General features: G+C 72.3%; 20 protein-coding genes. 8 read left to right on the top strand and 12 right to left on the bottom strand.

The genetic code is table 11. The features are described from left to right. Positions 1 to 19 precede the first annotated feature (19 nt). On the top strand, positions 20 to 1015 hold the full coding sequence (hemB, locus tag ACFYQQ_RS35290) for a porphobilinogen synthase (RefSeq protein ID WP_356175571.1): 996 nt from the start codon (positions 20 to 22) through the stop codon (positions 1013 to 1015). A 22-nt stretch (positions 1016 to 1037) separates the two neighbouring features. On the opposite strand, the gene ACFYQQ_RS35285 is transcribed toward hemB, so the two are convergent. Beyond that, on the bottom strand, positions 1038 to 1742 hold the full coding sequence (locus ACFYQQ_RS35285; protein ID WP_355794096.1) for a DUF4232 domain-containing protein: 705 nt from the start codon (positions 1740 to 1742) through the stop codon (positions 1038 to 1040). Positions 1743 to 1958: 216 nt separating this feature from the next. Here ACFYQQ_RS35285 and ACFYQQ_RS35280 point away from each other — a divergent pair, with 216 nt between their 5' ends. Then, on the top strand, positions 1959 to 3371 hold the full coding sequence (locus ACFYQQ_RS35280; protein ID WP_356244497.1) for a helix-turn-helix domain-containing protein: 1413 nt from the start codon (positions 1959 to 1961) through the stop codon (positions 3369 to 3371). A 127-nt stretch (positions 3372 to 3498) separates the two neighbouring features. Beyond that, positions 3499 to 4713: a PLP-dependent aminotransferase family protein gene (locus tag ACFYQQ_RS35275; protein ID WP_388906623.1), complete on the top strand. Its 1215-nt coding sequence runs from the start codon at positions 3499 to 3501 to the stop codon at positions 4711 to 4713. 47 nt (positions 4714 to 4760) lie between these two features. Here the strand turns inward: ACFYQQ_RS35275 and ACFYQQ_RS35270 are convergent, their stop codons facing one another. Next, positions 4761 to 5645: a DUF4253 domain-containing protein gene (locus ACFYQQ_RS35270; RefSeq protein WP_355793548.1), complete on the bottom strand. Its 885-nt coding sequence runs from the start codon at positions 5643 to 5645 to the stop codon at positions 4761 to 4763. 179 nt (positions 5646 to 5824) lie between these two features. Between ACFYQQ_RS35270 and ACFYQQ_RS35265 the strand changes: the two genes are divergently transcribed. Further along, positions 5825 to 6772, top strand: a complete 948-nt coding sequence (locus tag ACFYQQ_RS35265) for a hypothetical protein (protein ID WP_355793546.1) — start codon at positions 5825 to 5827, stop codon at positions 6770 to 6772. A 93-nt stretch (positions 6773 to 6865) separates the two neighbouring features. Here the strand turns inward: ACFYQQ_RS35265 and argS are convergent, their stop codons facing one another. Further along, complete coding sequence (gene argS / locus ACFYQQ_RS35260; protein WP_355779349.1) at positions 6866 to 8635, bottom strand: arginine--tRNA ligase; 1770 nt, start codon at positions 8633 to 8635, stop codon at positions 6866 to 6868. A gap of 146 nt (positions 8636 to 8781) precedes the next feature. On the opposite strand from argS, the gene lysS reads away from it, so the two are divergent. Further along, positions 8782 to 10527, top strand: a complete 1746-nt coding sequence (lysS, locus tag ACFYQQ_RS35255) for a lysine--tRNA ligase (RefSeq protein ID WP_355779347.1) — start codon at positions 8782 to 8784, stop codon at positions 10525 to 10527. 63 nt (positions 10528 to 10590) lie between these two features. Here the strand turns inward: lysS and ACFYQQ_RS35250 are convergent, their stop codons facing one another. The 3 genes from ACFYQQ_RS35250 to ACFYQQ_RS35240 form a co-directional block, all read right to left on the bottom strand. Next, positions 10591 to 11928 carry a DUF2637 domain-containing protein gene (locus ACFYQQ_RS35250; protein ID WP_355779344.1) on the bottom strand — a complete coding sequence of 446 codons (1338 nt, stop codon included), beginning with the start codon at positions 11926 to 11928 and terminating at the stop codon, positions 10591 to 10593. Positions 11929 to 12118: 190 nt separating this feature from the next. Beyond that, entirely contained in the window at positions 12119 to 12991 is an 873-nt protein-coding gene (locus ACFYQQ_RS35245) for a DUF3558 domain-containing protein (RefSeq protein ID WP_356175554.1), read from the bottom strand. A 145-nt stretch (positions 12992 to 13136) separates the two neighbouring features. Continuing rightward, a complete protein-coding gene (locus ACFYQQ_RS35240; RefSeq protein WP_355779338.1) occupies positions 13137 to 14015 on the bottom strand; it encodes a DUF3558 domain-containing protein in 879 nt (292 codons plus the stop codon). Positions 14016 to 14218: 203 nt separating this feature from the next. Here ACFYQQ_RS35240 and ACFYQQ_RS35235 point away from each other — a divergent pair, with 203 nt between their 5' ends. Further along, positions 14219 to 15412: an RtcB family protein gene (locus ACFYQQ_RS35235; RefSeq protein WP_355779335.1), complete on the top strand. Its 1194-nt coding sequence runs from the start codon at positions 14219 to 14221 to the stop codon at positions 15410 to 15412. Positions 15413 to 15456: 44 nt separating this feature from the next. On the opposite strand, the gene ACFYQQ_RS35230 is transcribed toward ACFYQQ_RS35235, so the two are convergent. The 5 genes from ACFYQQ_RS35230 to ACFYQQ_RS35210 form a co-directional block, all read right to left on the bottom strand. After that, positions 15457 to 16332, bottom strand: a complete 876-nt coding sequence (locus tag ACFYQQ_RS35230; protein ID WP_388906616.1) for a hypothetical protein — start codon at positions 16330 to 16332, stop codon at positions 15457 to 15459. A 276-nt stretch (positions 16333 to 16608) separates the two neighbouring features. Further along, positions 16609 to 17361 carry a tyrosine-protein phosphatase gene (locus ACFYQQ_RS35225; RefSeq protein WP_355779332.1) on the bottom strand — a complete coding sequence of 251 codons (753 nt, stop codon included), beginning with the start codon at positions 17359 to 17361 and terminating at the stop codon, positions 16609 to 16611. 60 nt (positions 17362 to 17421) lie between these two features. Beyond that, on the bottom strand, positions 17422 to 17694 hold the full coding sequence (locus ACFYQQ_RS35220; RefSeq protein ID WP_355779330.1) for a hypothetical protein: 273 nt from the start codon (positions 17692 to 17694) through the stop codon (positions 17422 to 17424). Continuing rightward, positions 17694 to 18461, bottom strand: coding sequence for an SDR family NAD(P)-dependent oxidoreductase (locus ACFYQQ_RS35215; protein ID WP_355779327.1), 768 nt, complete (start codon positions 18459 to 18461; stop codon positions 17694 to 17696). The genes ACFYQQ_RS35220 and ACFYQQ_RS35215 overlap by 1 nt, the downstream gene beginning before the upstream one ends. Positions 18462 to 18595: 134 nt before the next feature. After that, positions 18596 to 18934 carry a YnfA family protein gene (locus tag ACFYQQ_RS35210; RefSeq protein ID WP_355779324.1) on the bottom strand — a complete coding sequence of 113 codons (339 nt, stop codon included), beginning with the start codon at positions 18932 to 18934 and terminating at the stop codon, positions 18596 to 18598. A gap of 218 nt (positions 18935 to 19152) precedes the next feature. On the opposite strand from ACFYQQ_RS35210, the gene ACFYQQ_RS35205 reads away from it, so the two are divergent. Both ACFYQQ_RS35205 and ACFYQQ_RS35200 read left to right on the top strand, forming a co-directional pair. After that, entirely contained in the window at positions 19153 to 19539 is a 387-nt protein-coding gene (locus ACFYQQ_RS35205; protein ID WP_355779321.1) for a hypothetical protein, read from the top strand. Positions 19540 to 20161: 622 nt separating this feature from the next. Further along, positions 20162 to 20644 (top strand): MarR family winged helix-turn-helix transcriptional regulator, encoded by a 483-nt coding sequence (locus ACFYQQ_RS35200; protein ID WP_355795541.1) that lies wholly within the window; start codon positions 20162 to 20164, stop codon positions 20642 to 20644. Between the two features lie 6 nt (positions 20645 to 20650). Here the strand turns inward: ACFYQQ_RS35200 and ACFYQQ_RS35195 are convergent, their stop codons facing one another. Continuing rightward, positions 20651 to 22069 carry an MFS transporter gene (locus ACFYQQ_RS35195; protein ID WP_388906611.1) on the bottom strand — a complete coding sequence of 473 codons (1419 nt, stop codon included), beginning with the start codon at positions 22067 to 22069 and terminating at the stop codon, positions 20651 to 20653. Positions 22070 to 22198: the final 129 nt, after the last annotated feature.

Genomic DNA, 22198 nt, shown 5'->3' with positions numbered 1-22198 from the left:
CGGGCGTAGCGTAGAAGCCATGACCACCTACGGATCCTTCCCCGGTACGCGGCCGCGGCGGCTGCGTACGACGCCCGCGATGCGGCGCATGGTCGCCGAGACGCGGCTGCACCCCGCCGATCTGATCCTGCCCGCGTTCGTGCGGGAGGGTGCGGGCGAGCCGGTGCCGATCCAGGCGATGCCGGGGGTCGTGCAGCACACCCGCGACAGCCTGCGGAAGGCGGCCGTGGAGGCGCTGGAGGCCGGGGTCTCCGGGATCATGCTCTTCGGTGTGCCCGAGGAGGCCAAGAAGGACGCCCAGGGCACGGCCGGTACCGACCCCGACGGCATCCTCCAGGTCGCCCTGCGGGACGTGCGCGCCGAGGTCGGGGACGAGCTGCTGGTCATGTCCGACCTGTGCCTCGACGAGTTCACCGACCACGGTCACTGCGGTGTGCTCGACGAGCAGGGGCGGGTCGACAACGACGCCACCCTGGAGCGGTACGCCGAGATGGCGCAGGTCCAGGCCGACGCGGGCGCCCACATCGTGGGACCCAGCGGGATGATGGACGGTCAGATCGGGGTCATCCGGGACGCCCTCGACCAGATCGGCCGCGAGGACGTCGCCGTCCTCGCGTACACCGCCAAGTACTCCTCCGCCTTCTACGGGCCCTTCCGGGAGGCCGTCGGCTCGTCGCTGAAGGGCGACCGGAAGACCTACCAGCAGGACCCGGCCAACCTGCGCGAGTCGCTGCGCGAGCTGGCCCTCGACCTGGAGGAGGGGGCCGACATGGTGATGGTCAAGCCGGCGGGCCCCTACCTGGACGTCCTCGCCAAGGTCGCGGAGGCCGTCGACGTGCCGGTGGCCGCCTACCAGATCTCCGGTGAGTACGCGATGATCGAGGCCGCCGCCGAGAAGGGCTGGATCGACCGCGACAAGGCGATCCTGGAGACCCTGACCGGCATCAAGCGGGCCGGCGCCCGCAACATCCTCACCTACTGGGCCACCGAGGTCGCCCGGCAGCTGCGGCCCTAGGCGCCCCGGGGGCGGTTTTCGTTCAGTAGGCGAGCGCGTCGTCCAGTCCCGACTGCCAGTACGTCACGGTGAGGCGGTCGTCGACGTACACGCCCTTCGCGGGGAGGGCCGGCCTGGCGCTCCTGCCGCTGCCGAAGAAGACCTCCAGCGTCTTGGCGGTGTAGCCGTTCTTCCCGCTGCCGTCGGCCGCCGCCAGCAGCACCCCGGCGTAGCCGGACTCGCCGGGTGCGAGGGTGACGACCGCCTGCGGCTTGGTCTCCTCGGCCACCGGGGGGACGGCCTGCGCGTCGCCGAAGCGGACCGCCGGATAGCCGGTGAGGTCACAGTTCTTCGAGCCGGTGTTGGTGACGGTCAGCAGGATGTGGTTCAGCGGGCGGCTGACCTCGGTCGCCGTGGTCCGGGTCGTCGCGCCGTCGCAGGCGGCGTTGCGGGTGTTCCCGCCGCCCCCGGAGGAGCCCGTGCCCCCGATGGTCTTCCCGGCGGAGCCCTTGGAGCCGGACGCGCTGGTGCCGCCCGCCGTGCCGGTGTCGGCGCCGCCCTTGCCGGCGGGCTTCGCGGCCGGGCCGGTGGCCGTCTTCGAGGGGCTCGGCCGCGACGGGGCGCCGGCCGCGACGGAGGGGCCCTCGTCGCGAACGCCCTTCCCGTTGTCGCAGGCCGTCAGTGCGAGGGCGGCGAGCGCGACCGTGGTGGCGGCGAACAGGCGGGTGCGGGTGGTGCGTGCGGACATGGTGGGTCCCCCTTGGCTTGGTCCGGACGGTCCGGCACGTCCGCTCGACCGGTCGGCGGGAGCGGCGTGCTTGGATGGCCACAGCTTGTGCGGTGATCCGTCCCGGCCGCCACGGCTGCCGGGCGGTACGGGACGCCGGAACGCTCGTACGGGGTTTGACCTGGGGGAATGTGGTCCCCCTGGAACGCGGTGTGGAACGCGGGGGATGGAGGAACGGTGGGCGGGGACGGGTTCGCGGAGCTGCTGCGGGAGTTGAAGGAGCGGTCCGGACTCAGCTACGGGGTGCTCGGGAAGCGGCTCCACGTGAGTGCGTCGACGCTGCACCGCTACGTCAACGGGGACGCCGTACCGGCCGACTACGCACCCGTGGAGCGGCTCGCCCGGATCTGCCGGGCCACCCCCGAGGAGCTCGTGGAGCTGCACCGGCGCTGGGTCCTCGCGGACGCGCTGCGGGGGCGGAAGGAGAAGGGGACGGCGGCCGGTTCGCCGGGCGCGGGTGGGTCCGGTGCGGGTGCGGCACGGTCCTCCGGTCCTGACGCGGGTGCGGCCCGGCCCTCTGCTGCGGGGGCGGTCGGCTCGTCCGGTGTGGACGCGCCGCGGCCGTCCGTCGCCGAGGAGGCCGAGTCGGGTTCCGCCGACCCCAACCCCGATCCCGACCCCGATCCCACGAGCCCGAGTGGTGTCGTCGCGGAGACCGGGCCGGGGGCCGTACCGGAGCCCGGCGCGCGTCGGCGGCGGCGTACCGTCGTGCTCGCCGGAGCGGCCGTGGTCGCCGCGGCCGTCGCCGCCGCCCTCGTCGTGAACCTGGTGCCGGGCGACGACGGCGACGGGGCCCGGGCGCGGACCGCGGGGGCCGTCTCCTCCGCCGTCACCGGCAGCCCGAGTGCCGCAGCGTCCGCCGACGGGAAGCACCGGTCCCCCTCGCCGTCCGCCTCGCGCAGCGCCGGTCCGAAGGCGTCGCCGTCGCGCGGTGCCGGGGCCGCCGCCCCGCAGGAGGGCGGCGCGGACAGCGGGGCCGCCGCGCCCGTCGTCGCCGCCAACCCGTACAGGTGGGAAGGACCGTGCAGCCAGCACTACCTCGTCGACCGGAAGGCCGCGCAGGTGCCGCCGCCGCCCAGCGAGCCGGACGCGCGCGGCTGGGTGAGCGCGCTCGGCGGGGTCGCGGGCGGCCGGCAGATGGTCGCGCTGACCGTCCAGGGCACCGGGAAGGCCACCGTCGTCCTGGAGGCGCTGCATGTGCGCGTGGTGGACAAGACGGCGCCGCTCGCCTGGAACGACTACGCGATGGGCGTCGGCTGCGGCGGCGGGGTGGACACGGCGTCCTTCCACGTCGACCTCGACGCGGGCCGGCCGGCGGTCCGGCCCGCGGGCGGGCAGCGGGACTTCCCGTACAAGGTGAGCGAGTCCGACCCCGAGGTCTTCTACGTGTTCGCCGACGCCCGTACCCACCACGTGAGCTGGTACCTGGAGCTGGACTGGTCCAGCGGCACGAAGCACGGCACCGTGCGCGTCGACGACCGCGGCAAGGTCTTCCGGACCAGCGGGAACGTGGGGCGCCCCGCCTACACGTACCCGCTGGGCTCCTCGGAGTGGGCGCTGGACGAGTACGAGCCCGAGGTCCCCGGCTGAGAGCTTCGGCCCCCAAGGAGCGTGCGGGCGAGGGCAGTTCGTCCGGATCGCGGAATGACCGGTGCACAGGGCACGCGTCTGCCTAGGGTGCGGACACGAGCCGCATCAAGGACAAGGAGCCGTCCTCGTGACCGTCACCGAGCCCGTCGCCGCCCGGCCTTCCGCCCCTCTGCCGCCGCTCGCCGCGCGGGCCGCCGCGGCCAAGGGGTCGGCGGTACGGGACATCCTCGCGGTCACCGCCCGCCCCGGGATGATCAACTTCGCGGGCGGGCTGCCCGCGCCCGAGCTGTTCGACGCGGAGGGGATCGCTGCCGCCTACCGGGACGTGCTCGCGCAGGCGCCCGGCCGGGCGCTGCAGTACTCCACGACCGAGGGCGAGCCCGCGCTGCGCACCGCCCTCGCGGAACGCACCACCGTACGGGGGCTGCCGACCGGGCCGGACGAGGTGCTGGTCACCACGGGATCGCAGCAGGCGCTGTCGCTTCTCGCCACCGCCCTGGTGGAGCCCGGCGACGCGGTGCTCGTCGAAAGCCCCTGCTATCTGGCGGCACTTCAGGCGTTCTCGCTCGCGGGGGCCCGTGTGGTGCCCGTGCCGGGCGACGACGAGGGGATCGACCCCGACGCGCTCGACGCCCTGGTGGCGAGCGAGCGGCCCAAGCTGCTCTACACCGTGCCCACCTTCCAGAACCCGACCGGGCGCACCCTCCCGGCCGGGCGCCGCGCCGCCGTGGCGGCCGTCGCCGCACGGCGCGGACTGTGGATCGTCGAGGACGACCCCTACGGCGAACTCCGCTTCGAGGGCGAGCGCGTGCCGTGGATCGCCTCGTACGAGGGCGCCGGCGACCGCACGGTCCTGCTGGGCTCCTTCTCCAAGGTGATGGCGCCCGGGATGCGGCTGGGCTGGATGCGGGCGCCCGCCGCGCTGCGCCGCGCCTGCACCGTCGCCAAGCAGGCCGCCGACCTGCACACCCCGACCGTCAACCAGCTCGCCGCCGCGCGGTACCTGGCCGACCGGGACCTCGACGCCCATGTGGCCCGGGTCGCCGCGGAGTACGGGAGGCGGCGCGACGCCATGCTGGCGGGGATCGCGGACGCGCTGCCCGAGGGCTCCACGTGGACGCGGCCCGAGGGCGGCATGTTCCTCTGGGCGCGGCTGCCCGGCTCCCGCGACACCACGGAGCTGCTCCGGCGCGTGGTGGAGCACGACGTGGCGTACGTGCCCGGGGAGCCCTTCCACGCGGGCCCGCCGGACCGGGCGACGCTGCGGCTGTGCTTCGTCACGCAGACCCCGCAGGAGATCGCCGAGGGGCTGCGCAGGCTGGGACGCGCACTGCGGGACTGAGCGGCCGGCGGAAGCGACCGGGGAGGCGCGTCCGCCGGCCGGGCCCGTCAGTCCCACCAGAAGGACCAGACCCGCTTGCCGAGCACCTCGTGCCGCGCGTACGCGCGCAGCGTCTCGTGGCTGCCCTGGGTGATGTTGTCCGGGCAGAAGGCGAGGTGCTCGGCGGCGACCGCCTCGGCCGCGGCCGGGGTGGCGGGCGGGGCGGCCACCGACAGGACCAGCTGGTCGAAGGCGAGCGCGACCACCCGTATGCCGAAGCGGTCCTCCCAGGACCGCAGGACCGACGACAGCCGCGCCACGTCGTCCTCGTGGTTCACCGCTCCCGACCAGCCGACGGCCGCCGGGAGGTCCGCGCTGCGGCGGGCCGGGACCAGGGCGAGGCGGGGCTCCCCGAGCCAGGAGCCGCCGTCGGTCAGGGAGTCGGCGACCTCGGCCGCCCGCGCGTCCGGATCGGCGTCCAGCGGGGCGGCCGGCGCGAGACCGGGCCACAGCGGGCCGAAGGGGGCGACCCGCTCGTCGTACGTCGCGGGGGGACCGAAGACCTCCTCGACCCCGGCCCGGCCGGGGTGGTCGGCGCCCTCGGCGAGTTCGTCCGCCGCGTACTCCTCCCAGGCGTCCGCCAGTACGTCCTCGGCGTCGTGGTCGCCCGCGTACGACGTCCTGCCCGGGCCCAGGTCCCAGTCGGCGGGCCCGTCTCCGTCCTTCTCGCCGGAGGCGATGAGCACGGGGTGCAGTCCCGCCGTCCGCCGCGCGAGCGACAGCCGCAGCCAGTCGCCGGGGGCGGCCGGGCCGTCGGCGCACCACAGCAGCGGTTCGTGCCAGGGGCCGTCGACCGTCGCGTCGACCAGGGTCCCGGGCGGGAGTGCGAGCCCGAGCGCGCCGCCGCTCGGGTCGTCCATCAGCTTCGGCAGCGGGTTCGGAAGTGTCGCCATGCGCAGACTGTAGGGCGAGCCACTGACAGTGAGCCGAGCGCGGTCACGGCACCCCCTCAACGGCGCCTGCGCTGACCGGAGTTGGCTCGATTCCGGCAGTCGGTGGGCGGTGCCGGGAGTTACAACAGGGGAACGGGTGTCCAGCCGGGGCGCCCGTTCTCACGGAGGGGGACACATCCGTGCGCAGCAGCACAGGATGGCGGCGTTTTCTGACCGGCGGTACGGCCGCCCTGACCGCGACGATCGGGCTCGTCACGGCACTGGCCGCACCCGCGCAGGCGGTCACGGGCGTACCGACGCCGGTGACCAGGTACAGCCACACCAGCGAGGCCGGGGACTCCGTCGGACAGGGCGGCAGCGTCGTCTTCACGCCGAGGACGGCCACCATCACCGTGCAGGGGACGGCGGAGTCGGTCCGCGTGCGCGTGTCCGGCGACGCCGGCCGGTGGGAGGTCGAACTCGCCGCGCCCATCGGCGAGAAGCTGCGCCCCGGTGTCTACCGCGACGCCGAGCGGGCCGCGTTCCGCACCGGCCGCGCGCCCGGTCTCGACGTGTCCGGCGACGGGCGCGGCTGCAACGAGGTCCACGGGCAGTTCTCGGTCAACCAGATCGAGACGGACGCGTCGGGCGCCGTCACCGTCCTGGACGCCGGCTACACCCAGCGGTGCGAGCGTGTTGACGCCCCCGCGCTCAAGGGCGTCGTCAAGTACCGTGCCCTGCCGCTGTCCTACGCCTGGACCAGCGATCCCGGTGATTACATCGGCCAGGGAGCGCACCTCACGCACACCGGCGCCAGGAGCACCTTCGCCCTGCGCCCGTGGGGCGACGGCGTCCAGTACGACGTGTCCGGCAGGCGCGAGTACGCCACGGCGCTGCTCACCCCGCCCACCGGCGAGCGGCTGGAGGCGGGCCGCACCTACCGGGCCGAACGCGGCAGCGGGGAGGGCGTCGCCGGACTCGACGTGTACGGCAACGGGCGCGGCTGCAACACCACCACCGGTGAGTTCACCGTCACGAGGCTCGCGCGCGACGACGACGGCACCGTGACGGCGCTCGCGGCGACCTTCGTCCAGCACTGCGAGGGCGCCGAACCCGCCCTGCGGGGGACCATCCACTACTACGCCTGACGCGAAGGCACCCGGCAGGCAAAGACGGCCCCGGCGGGACGGTCATGCCGGCCTGCCGGGGCCGTCACCGTGCGGTGGCCGGGCCCGGGTTGGTCAGAGGCGCTCGGGCGTCCGGATGCCCAGCAGGTCCATGCCCTGGTGCAGCGTGCGGGCCGTGACGGCGCAGTAGAACAGACGGTTCTCCACCTGCGCCGGGGTGTCCGCCTTCAGGACCGGGCACTTGTCGTAGAACGCCGTGTAGAGCGACGCCAGTTGGTACAGGTACGCCGCCAGCTTGTGCGGGGCGTACTCGGCGGCGGCCTCGGCGACCGTCTCCGCGAACCGGTCCACGTGCAGGCCCAGCTCGCGCTCGGCCGGGGCCAGTTCGAGCTCCGGGTGCGCCACCGGGGCGACGTCGCCCGCCTTGCGGATGATCGACTGGATCCGGGCGTACGCGTACTGCAGGTAGACGCTGGTGTCGCCGTTCAGCGAGACCATCTGGTCCAGGTCGAACTTGTAGTCGCGGTTCGCGGACGTCGACAGGTCCGCGTACTTCACCGCGCCGATGCCGACCTGCGTGCCCCGCTCGGCGATGTCCTCCTCGGACAGCTGCCCCAGGGTGTCCTTCTCGCGCACGACGGCCGTCGCCCGCTCGATCGCCTCGTCCAGCAGGTCGACGAGGCGGACCGTCTCGCCCTCACGGGTCTTGAACGGCTTGCCGTCCTTGCCCAGCACGGTGCCGAACGCGAGCTGGTGCGCCTTCACGTCGTCGTTGAGCCAGCCCGCCCTGCGCGCCGTCTCGAAGACCATCTTGAAGTGCAGGGACTGCCGGGCGTCCACCACGTAGATCAGCGTCGACGCCTTCAGGTTGAAGACGCGGTCGCGGATCGCGGACAGGTCGGTCGCCGCGTAGCCGTAGCCGCCGTCCGACTTCTTCACGATCAGCGGCACCGGGTTGCCGTCCGGGCCCTTCACGTCGTCGAAGAACACGCACAGCGCGCCCTCGGAGCGCACGGCGACGCCCGACTCCTCCAGGAGGCGGCACGTCTCGTCCAGCATGTCGTTGTAGCCGGACTCGCCGACCACGTCCGCGTCCTGGATCTCCATGTCGAGCTTGTCGAACACCGAGTAGAAGTAGATCTTCGACTCGTCCACGAACCGCTGCCACAGGGCCAGCGTCTCCGGCTCGCCCGCCTGGAGGTCCACCACCCGGCGCCGCGCCCGCGTCTTGAACTCCTCGTCGGAGTCGAAGAGCGCCCGCGAGGCCTTGTAGAGCCGGTTCAGGTTCGACATGGCCTCCTCGCCGGAGACCTCGCCGCCCTCGTGGTCCAGCTCGTGGGGGTGCTCGATCAGGTACTGGATGAGCATGCCGAACTGCGTGCCCCAGTCGCCGATGTGGTGCCGCCGCACGACGGACTCGCCGGTGAACTCCAGCATCCGCACGACCGCGTCGCCGATCACCGCGGACCGCAGGTGACCGACGTGCATCTCCTTGGCCACGTTCGGCTGCGCGTAGTCGATGACCGTGGTGCCCGGGTGCTCGGCCCGCGGCACGCCGAGGCGGCCCTCGGTGTCGGCGGCCCGCTCCGCGAGGTTCCCGGTGATCGCCGCGTCGGTGACCGTGACGTTCAGGAAGCCGGGTCCGGAGACCTCGATGTCCTTGATCACGGAACCGGACTCGACCCGCGCCACGACCTGCGTCGCCAGCTCGCGCGGGTTGGCCTTCGCCTTCTTCGCGAGCGCCAGGATGCCGTTGGCCTGGAAGTCGGCCCGGTCGCTTCGTCGCAGCAGCGGGTCCGCGGAACCGGCCTCCGGCAGTGCTGCCGAGAGGGCGTCCGCGAGGCGCTGGTGGACGGAAGCGGTGAGGGACGTGACCGAGGCCATGGAGTGATGCCGTTCTGCTCGGGTTCCAGGAGTTGCTGAGGACAGGGAACCCAGTATCCCACGCGGTGAAAAGCCGTTTTCGCGGTTCAGGCCCGAGCTGGGAGAATGGTGCCCGTCAGCCGTACTGGCGTATGAGAAAGAAGGACGTGCCGATCGTGGCTCAGAGCACCGAGACCACCGACTGGGTCTCCCGTTTCGCGGACGAGGTCATCGAGGAGTCGGAGCGCCGGGCCCCGGGCAAACCTGTCGTCGTCGCGTCCGGGCTCTCCCCCTCCGGCCCGATCCACCTCGGCAACCTCCGCGAGGTCATGACCCCGCACCTCGTCGCCGACGAGATCCGCCGCCGCGGGTACACCGTGCGCCACCTGATCTCCTGGGACGACTACGACCGGTACCGCAAGGTCCCGCTCGGCATCCCCGGCGTCGACGACTCGTGGAACGAGCACATCGGCAAGCCGCTGACCTCCGTGCCCGCGCCCGCCGGCTCGCCGTACCCGAACTGGGCCGAGCACTTCAAGGCCGCGATGACCGAGTCGCTGGCCGCGCTCGGCGTCGAGTACGACGGGATCAGCCAGACCGAGCAGTACACCTCGGGCGTCTACCGCGAGCAGGTCCTCTTCGCGATGAAGCACCGCGGGGACATCGACGCGATCCTGGAGCAGTACCGCACCAAGAAGGCCCCGCCGAAGAAGCAGCAGTCGCAGAAGCCCCTCGACGAGGCCGAGCTGGAGGCCGCCGAGGGCTCCGGCGCCGCCGACGAGGACGACGGCAGCGGTTCCGCCGCCGGGTACTTCCCGTACAAGCCCTACTGCGGGCGGTGCGAGAAGGACCTGACCACCGTCACGTCCTACGACGACGACACCACCGAGCTGGCCTACACCTGCTCGGCCTGCGGCTTCTCCGAGACGGTCCGGCTGAACGAGTTCGACCGCGGCAAGCTGGTCTGGAAGGTCGACTGGCCGATGCGCTGGGCGTACGAGGGCGTCGTCTTCGAGCCCAGCGGCGTGGACCACTCCTCCCCGGGGTCCAGCTTCCAGGTCGGCGGGCAGATCGTCGGGATCTTCGGCGGCAAGCAGCCGATCGGCCCGATGTACGCGTTCGTCGGCATCAGCGGCATGGCCAAGATGTCGTCGTCCAAGGGCGGCGTGCCGACCCCGGCCGACGCGCTGCAGATCATGGAACCGCAGCTGCTGCGCTGGCTCTACGCCCGCCGCCGCCCCAACCAGTCCTTCAAGATCGCCTTCGACCAGGAGATCCAGCGGCTCTACGACGAGTGGGACAAGCTGGAGGCCAAGGTCGCGGACGGCTCCGCGCTGCCTGCCGACGCCGCCGCGCACGCCCGGGCCGTCGGCACCGCCGCCGGGGAACTGCCCCGGACCCCGCGCCCGATGCCGTACCGCACCCTCGCTTCCGTCGCCGACATCACCGCCGGCGCCGAGGACCAGACCCTGCGCATCCTCAGCGAGCTCGACCCGCAGAACCCGCTTGCGTCCCTGGACGAGGTCCGGCCCCGGCTCGACCGCGCCGAGGCGTGGATCAACACCCAGGTGCCCGCCGAGCAGCGCACCGTCGTCCGCGCCGAGCCCGACGCCGAACTGCTCGCCTCCCTCGACGACGAGGGCCGCGAGTCCCTGCGGCTGCTCCTGGAGGGCCTCGACGACCACTGGTCGCTGGACGGGCTGACCCACCTCGTCTACGGCGTCCCGAAGGTCCGCGCCGGCTTCTCCGCCGACGCGACCCCGAAGGAACTCCCGCCGGAGATCAAGGTCGCCCAGCGCACCTTCTTCGCGCTCCTGTACCACCTGCTGGTCGGCCGGGACACCGGCCCGCGGCTGCCCACGCTGCTCCTCGCGGTGGGCCAGGACCGGGTGCGCAAGCTGCTCGGGGCCTGACGGCCGGTACGACGAGAGGGGGTGCCCGGTGACCACCGGGCACCCCCTCTCGTCGTAGAGCCTCTAGGCGATGTGGTCCTCCTCCAGCTCCGTGTTGAAACGGTTCTGGAAGCGGTTCATGTAGCGCTTCAGCTCGCTGTCCGTCAGCGTCACGCCGTACGTGGCCTCGACGTTGCCGCCGAACTCGCCCTTCGTCGGCAGCCCCTGGCCCGGCATGATCGACTGCCGGAACACCTGGTAGAAGCTCTCCTCGCGGGACTTCTCGTCGGCGAGCGGCGACTGCTCCTCACGGGGACCGGGGATCGGCAGCTGCTCCGGCTCCGGGGCGCCGCCCTCACCCAGCTGACGGGTGCGGCCCGGGCCCGCCGGGATCGGGAAGCTGCCCGTCTCCTCGGGGCCGGGCTCGTACCGCTGCGACTGCTGCTCCTCGTACCACTGCTCGTACTGCTCCTCGGGGACGTACGTGGGGTCGTAGCCGCCCTCGTAGACGATCTCCGTGGGAGGAGGCGCGGCGAACCACGGGCTCTCCTCGGGCTGGAACTCCTCCTGCCCGTACTCCGGCTCCTCCTCGTACCGGCCGTCCCCGGACTGCCGCTGCGGTCCCGCCCCGGGCCCGTCCTGTCGCGGTGCGGGCGGGGCGACGGCGGGCCGGTGGTCCGCGGCCGGCGCGTCCAGCTGCGGCTGGCGCGGTACCGGCGGCAGCAGCACCGGCTCGATGCCGGCGGCGGCGAGGCCGGCGGGCGCGGTCTCGGCGAGCGGGACGCCGTAGCGCGCCAGGCGCAGCGGCATCAGCGACTCGACGGGGGCCTTGCGGCGCCAGGCGCGGCCGAAGCGGGAGCGCAGGCGGGCCTGGTAGACGAGACGTTCCTGCTCCAGCTTGATCACCTGCTCGTAGGAGCGCAGCTCCCACAGCTTCATCCGCCGCCACAGCAGGAAGGTCGGCAGCGGGGAGAGCAGCCAGCGGGTGAGGCGGACGCCCTCCATGTGCTTGTCGGCGGTGATGTCCGCGATCCGGCCGATGGCGTGCCGGGCCGCCTCCACCGACACGACGAACAGGATCGGGATGACCGCGTGCATGCCGGTGCCCAGCGGGTCCGGCCAGGCCGCGGCGCCGTTGAACGCGATCGTCGCCGCCGTCAGCAGCCATGCCGTCTGGCGCAGCAGCGGGAAGGGGATGCGGATCCAGGTCAGCAGCAGGTCGAGGGCGAGCAGCACGCAGATGCCCGCGTCGATTCCGACCGGGAAGACGTAACTGAAGTTCCCGAAGCCCTTCTGAAGGGCGAGCTCACGGACGGCCGCGTACGAACCGGCGAAGCCGATACCGGCGATGACCACCGCTCCGGCGACGACCACGCCGATGAGAATGCGGTGCATCCGTGTGAGCTGCAGTGGGCCAGCCACCCGTAATCCCCTCCCCTTGCGTGTTGTTGCGCGCAACAGGGTGGCACATGTGTACGCCGGACGGGTGAGCGGTACGGCTGGAGGCCGGCTCGCGCGAGGACCGGACTCCTCCGGCCGGCCGGGCCGGGCGGCGCGCCGGCAGGCGGATCCTCGCTCCGCCGGCCCGGGGCCGCCCGTCCGTCGCGGTGCGTCAGCTCTTCCTGGCGGCGGCCTTGCTCGCGGACTTGGTCGGGGTCTTCGACGCCGTCTTGTCCGGGGTCTTCGACGCGGACTTCGACGGCGACTTGGACGGCGACTTCGACGGGGAGGCGCCCCCGCCGTCCCCGTTCGCGGCGGCCACCGCGGCCACCGCCTCCTTGGCCGCCTTCCGCGCGTCCTTCATCAGGTCACCGGCGTCCGGCGCCTTGTCACCGGCGAGACCCGCGCCGTTGAAGTCGACCGTGACGACGACGTTCTCCACGCGCGTCACGACCGTCTGCTGCCTGAACGAGCCTTCCTTCTTCTTCAGTTCGTACCGCACGGCCGTCGCCTCGTCGCCCGTCCCGGACACCGGCTCCGACTTCGTGTTCTTCGCGCCGGTCACCGCCTGCGCGCCCGCGACCTGCTTCTCGTAGTAGTCGTGCGCGAGCTTGTCGCCCCCGCCCCGCGCGTCCGACTCGAAGCGCAGCATCGCCACGTTCAGCCAGCGGTACTGCGAGCCCTTCACACCGTTGCTGTCGAGGCTGTCCCAGTAGCAGTTGCCACGGATCGACAGATCGTCCGACTTGCCCTCGTTGCCCGACTTCTTCGCCTTCGGGACCAGGTCGCCCAGCGTTTTCTTCGACACCACCGAACACGGTTCGGGCAGCTTCGCGTACGCGGCCGGCTCGATCGCCTCGGCCGTGGCGCTCGCGGACGCCTTCGGGCTCTGCTCGGCGCTCTTCTTCGCGTCGTCGCCGGAGCCGGAGTCCGAGGAACAGCCGGCGGCGACGAGCATCACCGGGACGGCGGCGGCGCACACAAGGATGCGGGGAAGTCGCAGTACTCGCCGGTCTCGCGGGGCTCGCTGTACGGGTCGGTGCATGGTTCCTTCACTCATGACGCTCGTGGTGCGGACGCACATGGGGCGTGCGACCGTCCGGTCCGAGGGGCCACGGTACGCGGTGAGCGCGAGGCACGGTCGGCTTCCGGGGGGACGGCCGGACGGGCCCCGAGCCCCGCGCGGTCCGCTACGAGTTGAGCGATTCGGCGAGGTCCTCCGCCAGATTCCGGGCCCTGTCCTGCATTTCCTCGCTGTCCGGGACCACGCCGACCCGGGCCGGCTGCTCCTCGTACCGGATCGTCACGATCACGTTGGACGTGCGGAACACCACAGTCACCGTGCGCCGCCGGGCCGTCGAACCGGACGCGCTCAGCTCGTCGTCGAGGAACGCCTCGTCGCCGAGCCCGTCGAGCGTACGGGGCTGGAGGGCGGCCGGGGTCCCGCTCTCGCCGGCCGAGCCGGAGGGGCTGACCGCGTCGCCGCCGCCCGCGCCCTCGGCGGAACCCGAGGGGGTCTCCTCGTCGCCCGAACCGGAGTCCTCCGACGGGGAGTCACCGGAGGAGGAACCGTCCGACGGGGAGTCGTCGGACGAGCCGGACGCCTGGTCGCCGGACGGCTCGGGAAGGTCCGCCGCCTCCTCCTGGGTGCCGTAGACGGTCGCCGCCCTGCTGTCGTCGCTGACACCGCCGTCGTAGGACACCACCCGCTCGAAGTCGACCAGGAGGTGGTCCGTCGCGTCCGCCGACTCCACCTTCCAGCGGCAGCCGACCTTGCGGTCCGTGTCGTACGTCAGCGTCGCCTCACCCGCGTACGCCTTCTCACGCTGCCGCTCGTCGGTGATCCCCTCGATCCCCGGGAGCAGTGCGTCGAGGGAGTCCTGGCCGATCGCGCCGCACGGCTCCGGAAGGGTGCGGTACTTGCCGGGACGGGCCGCCGCGGCCGACGTCGTGGAGTTGCCCGGCTTCGAGTCGGGCGGTGTGTCGCCGCCGTCCGAGCTGCCCGTGCAGCCGGCCAGCAGTGCCGCGAGGAGCACGGCGGCGCCCGGTACGTACGCCTTCCGCTGCACGGTCAGACTCCTCTCGACGGGGCCCCGGGTCGGTCCTGGGCGGGTGTCCTGTGGTTATTCGGTTGCCGCCCGGGGGCGGCCGCTGGGAACAATGTGTATCGCACGCAACGCCGTGGACGCCGGTCCGTTGTCTCATACGTCGATCTTGGCGCCGGTTTTGCGATTAAAGACTTCTGTTGGTTTTCCGGGGGAATGAGGACGATATGTCGTACGTGGAAGTGCCGGGCGCGAAGGTTCCGATCCGTATGTGGACCGACCCGGCCTCGGTCGAGGACGTCGCGCTGCGCCAGCTCCAGAACGTGGCGACGCTGCCGTGGATCAAGGGCCTCGCCGTCATGCCGGACGTGCACTACGGCAAGGGGGCGACGGTCGGTTCCGTCATCGCCATGCGGGACGCGGTGTGTCCGGCGGCGGTCGGGGTCGACATCGGCTGCGGGATGTCGGCGGTCCGCACCTCGCTCACCGCCAACGACCTGCCGGGCGACCTCTTCAGGCTCCGCTCGAAGATCGAGCAGGCCATCCCGGTGGGCCGCGGGATGCACGACTCCCCGGTCGAGCCCGGCGGCTTCCACGGCATGGCCACGGCCGGGTGGGACGCGTTCTGGGGCCGGTTCGATGGAGTGGCGGACGCGGTGAAGTTCCGTCAGGACCGGGCGACGAAGCAGATGGGCACGCTCGGCTCCGGCAACCACATGATCGAGACCTGTCTGGACGAGTCGGGCGCGGTCTGGCTGATGCTGCATTCCGGTTCGAGGAACATCGGCAAGGAACTGGCCGAGCACCACATCGGTGTCGCGCAGAAGCTTCCGCACAACCAGGGCCTGGTCGACCGCGACCTTGCCGTGTTCGTCTCCGACACGCCGCAGATGGCCGCCTACCGGAACGACCTCTACTGGGCGCAGGAGTACGCCAGGTACAACCGCGCCCTCATGATGGCGCTCCTGAAGGACGTCATCCGCAAGGAGTTCAAGAAGGCGAAGCCGACCTTCGAGCAGGAGATCTCCTGCCACCACAACTACGTGGCGGAGGAGCGGTACGAGGGTATGGATCTGCTCGTCACGCGGAAGGGCGCCATCCGCGCGGGCAACGGGGAGTTCGGGATCATTCCCGGTTCCATGGGCACCAGTTCGTACATCGTCAAGGGTCTCGGGAACGAGAAGGCCTTCAACTCCGCTTCGCACGGGGCGGGTCGGCGCATGAGCCGGAACGCCGCGAAGCGCCGGTTCACGACGAAGGACCTGGAGGAGCAGACGCGGGGCGTGGAGTGCCGTAAGGACTCGGGCATCGTGGACGAGATCCCGGGTGCGTACAAGCCGATCGAGCAGGTCATGGAGCAGCAGCGTGACCTCGTGGAGGTCGTTGCGAAGCTGAAGCAGTTCATCTGTGTGAAGGGCTGACGCCGCGAGGCCCCGACATGCGGTGGCCTCGCGCGTGTCGTCGGTCAGATGCCGGAGGGCGGGGGCGTCCTGCCGGTGCGCAGTCGCCACAGACGGATGGCGCAACTCTTCTCGGTCCTGCCGAGTCGCTTCGCCGCCGCGGTGACGTCGTCGCCCCACGCCAGCAGCATCCGGTCCTCGGATTCGGTCCAGCGGCGGCGGTCGGGCGCGACGCGCATGCCGACGGGACGTGACCAGGAGCGGAGGGACGCGGCGGCATCTCGCTTGCGGTCCAGCGCGAGACATCCCGGGTAGTACAGGTGGGCTGCCAGTTCCCGGGCGGCTTCCTTCGTGTAAATGAGGTTGTAGATGCCGTCGCGGGCGTTGCGCCTCATCGACCGTTCGGCGCCTGTGAGCTTTCTGACGTAGAAGCACAGATAGGCGCCGATGGCAGTGCTGGCGGTGGTCAGGGAGACGAAGGGGAGACCGTTGCCCGCGAACCCCACCGACCCGTCGGCGTCGATCACACCCCGGAGGTAGTCGCGCCGTGAGAACGCGCCGCGCGGCGGCTTGATGACGGACGACTTGCGTCCATAGGGCAGACCGAGTTCGGCCAGCCGGGTCCGCGCCTCCAGGGCACACAGATTCCAGCTCACCGAATGGTGTGAAGCCGAGAAGTTCGTCGCACGAGTGCGTCCGGTGATGTTGCTGCTGTACGGAGTCAGCCGTTGGAACTCCCGGAGGATCCCGACGTCACGGGCGCTGATCTCGACCGTCAGACGGCCCTTCTGCCCCGTGCCCGCGGCGAGGTGTCCGTCGGCCTGCAGGAAGCCGAACATGTAGGCGTACTGAGGGTTTCGCAAGTCCATGAACTGTGAGGTGCGCACGCCCGCAGCGTCCGCCAGGGCGTCGCTCAGCGTGTCAGGTTCGGGTTCGTCCATGCGTGCGCCGGCCTTTCTGGTCGGTCGGGCCCTCGTGCGGGCGGACGCCCCGGGCGAAGGCGGTCCGTTCCTGTGTGGCGCGAGCCTAGGTCGCCTGTTCTGTGCTTGTCCTGGTGATCGAATCCGTTCACGCGTGTGGGTGACGAGGACGACCTTGCTCGCGGTCCGGCCGGTCACCGATCCGAGGGATCACCCGTTGTGACAACGCCGTCCGGCCGGTCACCGATCTGAGGGATCACCCGTTGTGACAACGCCGTCCGGCGATGGAGCGGGCGTTCAGTCCAGGAGTGTCGCCCGGAGTGACTCCGTGAGGGTGGGGTCCAGGTGCAGGGTGTGGGTGGCGTACGAACGCACCGAGCCGTAGCGGGCGTTCAGGGATGCCAGGAACAGCGTCATCACCTCGGCGGGTGCCCTGCCGTAGCCCGGCCAGGTCAGTGCCCGGTCGGGGTTCGCCGCCCGCCAGTCCGCGATCAGCCGGTCCGTCGCGAGTTCCGTCAGGGCGAAGTCCTCGACGACTGTCTTCTCCGGGACTCCCAGGAGGGACAGGACCAGGGCCGCCACCAGCCCCGTGCGGTCCTTTCCGGACGCGCAGTGGAAGACCAGCGGGGCCTCCGACTCGCCCGCCTCCGCGATCAGTTGGAGCACCTCGCGGAGTTCCCGCGTGCCGTCCTCGGCGACCTCCGCGTAGCGCTCCGCGAGGTACGGGCCGGGGTCGACGGACGCCGCCAGGGACGGCTGGTCGTACGGCCGGTGCTCGATGCTCAGGTTGTGGTAGGTGAGGGACGGGTGCTCCGGGACGCGGCCCTTCGCCTCGATCTCCCAGGGGTAGCGCAGGTCCACGACCGTGCGGATGCCCAGGGAGAGGAAGCGCTCCCGGTCGGCCCGGGTCTCCTCGCCGTCGCCGGCCAGCTTGCCCAGCGAGTCGGCCCGGAAGAGGATGCCGCTGCGTACCGTCCTGCCGTCGGCGGTCGTGTACCCGCCCAGGTCGCGGAAGTTGTGCAGGCGGGCGAAGGGTATGTGTCTGTTCACAACGCGCCAGCGTAGAACGGGGGTTCGCCGTGCCGCGCGGCGATTACCGGCGTGGCGTGCCTACTTGGCGTGCATCACGGCGTAGATCATCACGAACGCGACGATGTGGATGCCGAAGAGGAAGTAGGCGAGGTACCACCAGACGTAGCGCTCGTTCTTCGTCTCCTCGGCCAGGCGGCGCTGTTCGGGGTTGGGTGGGGGCCCCGGGATCGGGTTGGACGTTGGACCCGGGGCCGTGCCGGGCGGTGGACCCGTGGCCGGGTCGGGCGGTGGCCCCGGAGCCGGGGCGTGTGGTGCGCCCGGTTCCGGGGTGGGCCGGTGCTCGTCCGGCATCACGCTTCCCGGTGGACCTTCGTGTTCGACGCCTGGGCCCGGGGGCGGACGACGAGCAGGTCGATGTTCACGTGGCTCGGGCGGGTCACCGCCCAGGTGATGGTCTCCGCCACGTCGTCCGCCGTCAGCGGTTCGGCGACGCCCGCGTACACCTTCGCCGCCTTCTCCGCGTCCCCGCCGAACCGCGTCAGCGCGAACTCGTCCGTCTTCACCATGCCGGGCGCCACCTCGATGACCCGGACCGGCGTGCCGAGGATCTCCAGGCGGAGGGTCTCGGCCAGCACGTGCTCCGCGTGCTTCGCGGCGACGTAGCCGCCGCCGCCCTCGTACGTGCCGTGGCCGGCCGTCGAGGAGAGCACCACGACCGTGCCGTCGCCGCTCGCGGTGAGCGCGGGCAGCAGGGCCTGGGTGACGTTCAGCGTGCCGATCACGTTCGTCTCGTACATCCGGCGCCAGTCCGCGGGGTCGGCGGTGGCCACCGGGTCCGCGCCGAGGGCGCCGCCCGCGTTGTTGACGAGCACGCCGATCGTCTGGAAGGCCGACGCGAACTCGTCGACCGCGGCACGGTCCGTGACGTCCAGCGCGTACGCCGTCGCCTGGCCGCCGGCCGCGCCGATCTCCTCCGCCAGCGCCTCGATGCGGTCCTTGCGGCGGGCGGTCAGCACGACGCGGTAGCCGGCCGCGGCGAGCTGCCGTGCCGTGGCGGCGCCGATGCCGCTGCTCGCACCGGTGACTACGGCGATACGGGATGCGGCGGCGGGGGTCATACGGCTGCTCCTCGGTGCGGTGCGGTGGTCCGCGGTCCTGTGGGCCGCGGTGCGGTGCGTCTGGTGGTGTGCGGGGTGTGCTGGGGTCTGGCGCCAGGATAGGTGGGGGGTGTGGGCGGGCGGCGGGGGCGGGGTCAGTTGCCGCCTCGGGGGGCGTACATGATGATCGCCATGCCGGCGAGGCAGACCAGGGCGCCCGTGATGTCCCAGCGGTCGGGGCGGTAGCCGTCCGCCACCGCGCCCCAGGCCAGCGAGCCGGCGACGAACACGCCGCCGTACGCCGCGAGGATCCTGCCGAACTCCGCGTCCGGCTGGAGCGTGGCGACGAACCCGTAGGCGCCGAGGGCGATCACGCCGGCGCCGATCCACAGGGCGCCGCGGTGCTCCCGTACGCCCTGCCAGACCAGCCAGGCGCCGCCGATCTCGAAGAGCGCGGCGAGGACGAAGAGGGCGGCGGAGCGGAGCACGGACATGCGGTCACTCTGGCATGCGGGGGCTCACCTGATGGGCGGCGTCTCGTTCGGGGGTGCGGGTGGGATGTATGCGGGGGTGCCGAGGTGAGGCGCGCGGGCGAGGTGAGGAGAGTCGGATGCGCGGGGTGCGTGCGTTGTCGTTGGGGTTGGGGCTGGCCTTGGGGGCTCTGCCGGTGGTCGGGGGTGCGGGTGGGTCTGCGGCGGCTGCGGTCCGTGGGGTGCCGGAGGCCGACCTGGCCTATCACGGGTACGTGGAGATGGCGGGCGGGCGCGTCGACGTGCGGATGACTCCGCGGAACCACGGGCCGGCGGATGTCGAGGACGCGACGGTGCGGTTGCGGTGGTCGGTGCCGTTGACGGACCGGCAGGTGCTGCCGGAGGGGTGTGCGCGGGCCGGGGTCCGGGCGGTGGTGTGCCGGACGGGGGCGTTGGCGGCGGACGGGGTGGGGGAGGAGATCCGGCTGGGGGTGCTGCTGAAGGGGGCGCCGACCGAGGTGACGATGGTGATCGACACGGTGTGGAGCGGGGGAGCGGTGGACCGGAACCACCAGAACGACCGCCAACAGGTGCTGGCGTTGGACACGGGGGACTCTTACGTCTTCTGAGGTGTGGGTCCGGTGGGCGTCGGGCGCTTTCGGTCCGGTGGGTGGGTCGGGGCCGTGCCGGTACATCCGGCCGTCGGTAGTGGGTGTCGGCGTCCGTCACCAGCGTTCCTCGGTCGGGTACGTCCCCGTCTCGACGGCCATTTGATGTACCGGCACGGCCCCTTCGGTGCCATGGCGACTTGCGGTCGTGGGTGGCTGAGCTGCGGAGGTCTCGGGCCCGGTGGCCCTAGCTGCGGGCAATCGTGCCGCTCGGGGCGATGGGGGTCCCCCCGCTCGAGCGGAGCCGAGAGTGGGGGAGGGTGGGCGCAGGCGGCAACCCGCTGGCGCCGGGTTCGCCGTCCCACCTCGACGCCGGCCCGAGTGCTGGGTGCTGATGCAGGTGAGGGGGAGTGGGCCCGCCCGGGCGGCACCCCCGTTAGCGCCGGGTTCGCCGTCCCGCGCCGGCCCAGCTCAGGCAGCGGGTGCTGATGTGACCGAGGGGAGTGGGCCCAGCCGGGCCGTACTCCCTGGTGCCGGGGGCTGGTGTGCGTAGGGGAGTGGGCGTCCGCTGCCAGGGGTTCCTTGGGCCGGGGGAGGTGCGGGGCGGGCGCGTAGCATGGGGGTTTTGCGGGAGGTGGGTGTGATGGCCGGGGACGGGCGGGAGCGGCTGACGGCGGAGCTGTCGGTCGAGTCACGGCGCTACATGGCCTCGTACGCCCTGTTCAACCAGGCCGTCGCCGACCACCTGAACCTGCACCCCACGGACCTCCAGTGCCTCAACCTGCTGAGCCTGGAGGAGGCCCCCGTCACGACGGGCCGTATCGCGGAGCTGACGGGGCTGACCACCGGTTCGGCGACGCGGCTCGTGGACCGCCTGGAGCGCGCGGGCTACGTCGTACGGGAGCGGGACGCCGTCGACCGGCGGCGCGTCCTCGTGGTGACGGTGCCCGAGAAGCTCGCGGAGTTCGGGCGGATGTGGGACCGGCTGGGCGCCGGCTGGTACACCCTCTTCGAGGGACTGGACGACGCCGAACTCGCCCTGATCATCGGCCACATGCGCCGTACCGTCGATTTCACGGGCAAGCAGATCGCCCGCCTCAGGGACGGCGCGCTCGACGGCCCGTAGGGGCGCTCAGTGCCGCTGCTCAGGCGCGTTGCGCGGCAGCAGCCGTACGAGGGGGCAGCAGACGAGCGTGACGGCGGCGACCGCGGCGAGGCTCACCACGGTGGCGTGTGCCCGTGTGCCGTCCGTGCCGAAGTAGACGGCGGTGACGGCCGCTGCCCCTGCCGCGTTGGCGAGCTGCTGGACGGCGCCGAGCGAACCGCCCGCGCTGCCCGCCTCGTCGGGGGCGACGTCGCCGATCGCGACGTCGTACACCGTGCCGAAGCAGGTGCCCATGCCGAGCCCCACGACGAGCAGCGGCGGGACGAGCGCCCAGCCGGCGGTGTCCGTGCCGCGGGCGGCGATCAGCGCGAGCAGCCAGGACGTCCCGGTCAGGGTGATCAGCAGTCCGGCGAGGACGAGCCGGCGTCCGAACCTGCCGATCAGGCGGTAGCAGGCGATGGAGGCGACGACGATGCCCGCGGACAGCGGCAGCAGGCCGAGGGCGGCGCCCGTCGGGGAGCGGCCGAGGCCCTGCTGGAGGAAGAGGGAGACGACGTAGAGGAGCCCCGCGACGGCGGCGAAGAAGACGGCGCCGACGACGAGTCCCGAGGTGAAGCCGCGGTTGCGCAGCAGTGAGGGTCGGATCAGCGGGTCGTCGGCGGTGCGCTGACGGTGGCAGAACGCGGCGAAGAGGACGGTGCCGGCGAGGAGCAGCAGGGCGGGGCCCAGGGTCCAGCCGCCGGCCGACCCCTCGATGAGGCCGCCGAGCAGGCCGAGCATCGCGCCGCCGAGGAGTGCGGAGCCCGGTCCGTCGACGGTGACCGTGCGGTCTCCCGTGTCGCGGGGCAGCAGGCGGACGGCGGCGAGGAGGGCGGCGCCGCCGAGCAGCAGGTTGATGAGGAACATCGGCCGCCAGCCGAGCCCGGCGAGGTCGGCGTCGATCAGGAACCCGGCGAGCACCGGGCCGCCGACCGCGGAGAGTCCCATGACCGGTCCGAAGAGGCTGAACGCCTTGCCGATCTGGTCGCGGGGCCAGACGGCGCCGAGGATTCCGAAGCCCTGCGGGATGACGAGCGCCCCGAAGGCTCCCTGCGCGAGCCGGGCGGCGACGAGGACCCCGGGGCTGCCCGCGAGGCCGCAGGCCACGGAGGCGGCGGTGAATCCCGCGAGCCCGGTGAGGAAGAGGCGCCGGCGCCCGTACGCGTCGCCGAGCCGCCCGCCGAGGACGAGCAGGACGCCGAGCGCGAGGGCGTAGGAGGCGCCGAGCCACTGGACGAGGGCCGGGCCGCCGCCGAGGTCCCGGGCGATGGACGGGGCCGCGACGGTGGTGATCGTGGCGTCGAGGAGGTCCAGGACGTCGGCGGCGAGGACGACGGCGAGGATCGCCCACCGGACGCGGGCGGGTGGATGCGCCGACTTGTTTGTGTCATGCAGTATCTGTGTCACGCAGATAAATGTGAAGCATGAGGGCAGGCTCCGTCAACCGGATTGGGAGATGGGGGCAAGAGGGGGCGGGCGCGTCAATCGGATGCGGCGGGCGGGGCGGTGGGCGTCGACCGGATTCGAGGTGAGGGG

It is taken from the genome of Streptomyces sp. NPDC005496 (genome assembly GCF_042872045.1).
GTDB lineage: Bacteria > Actinomycetota > Actinomycetes > Streptomycetales > Streptomycetaceae > Streptomyces.
The sequence above is the reverse complement of the archived record's forward strand: the minus strand, read 5'-3'. Positions and strand labels throughout refer to the sequence as shown.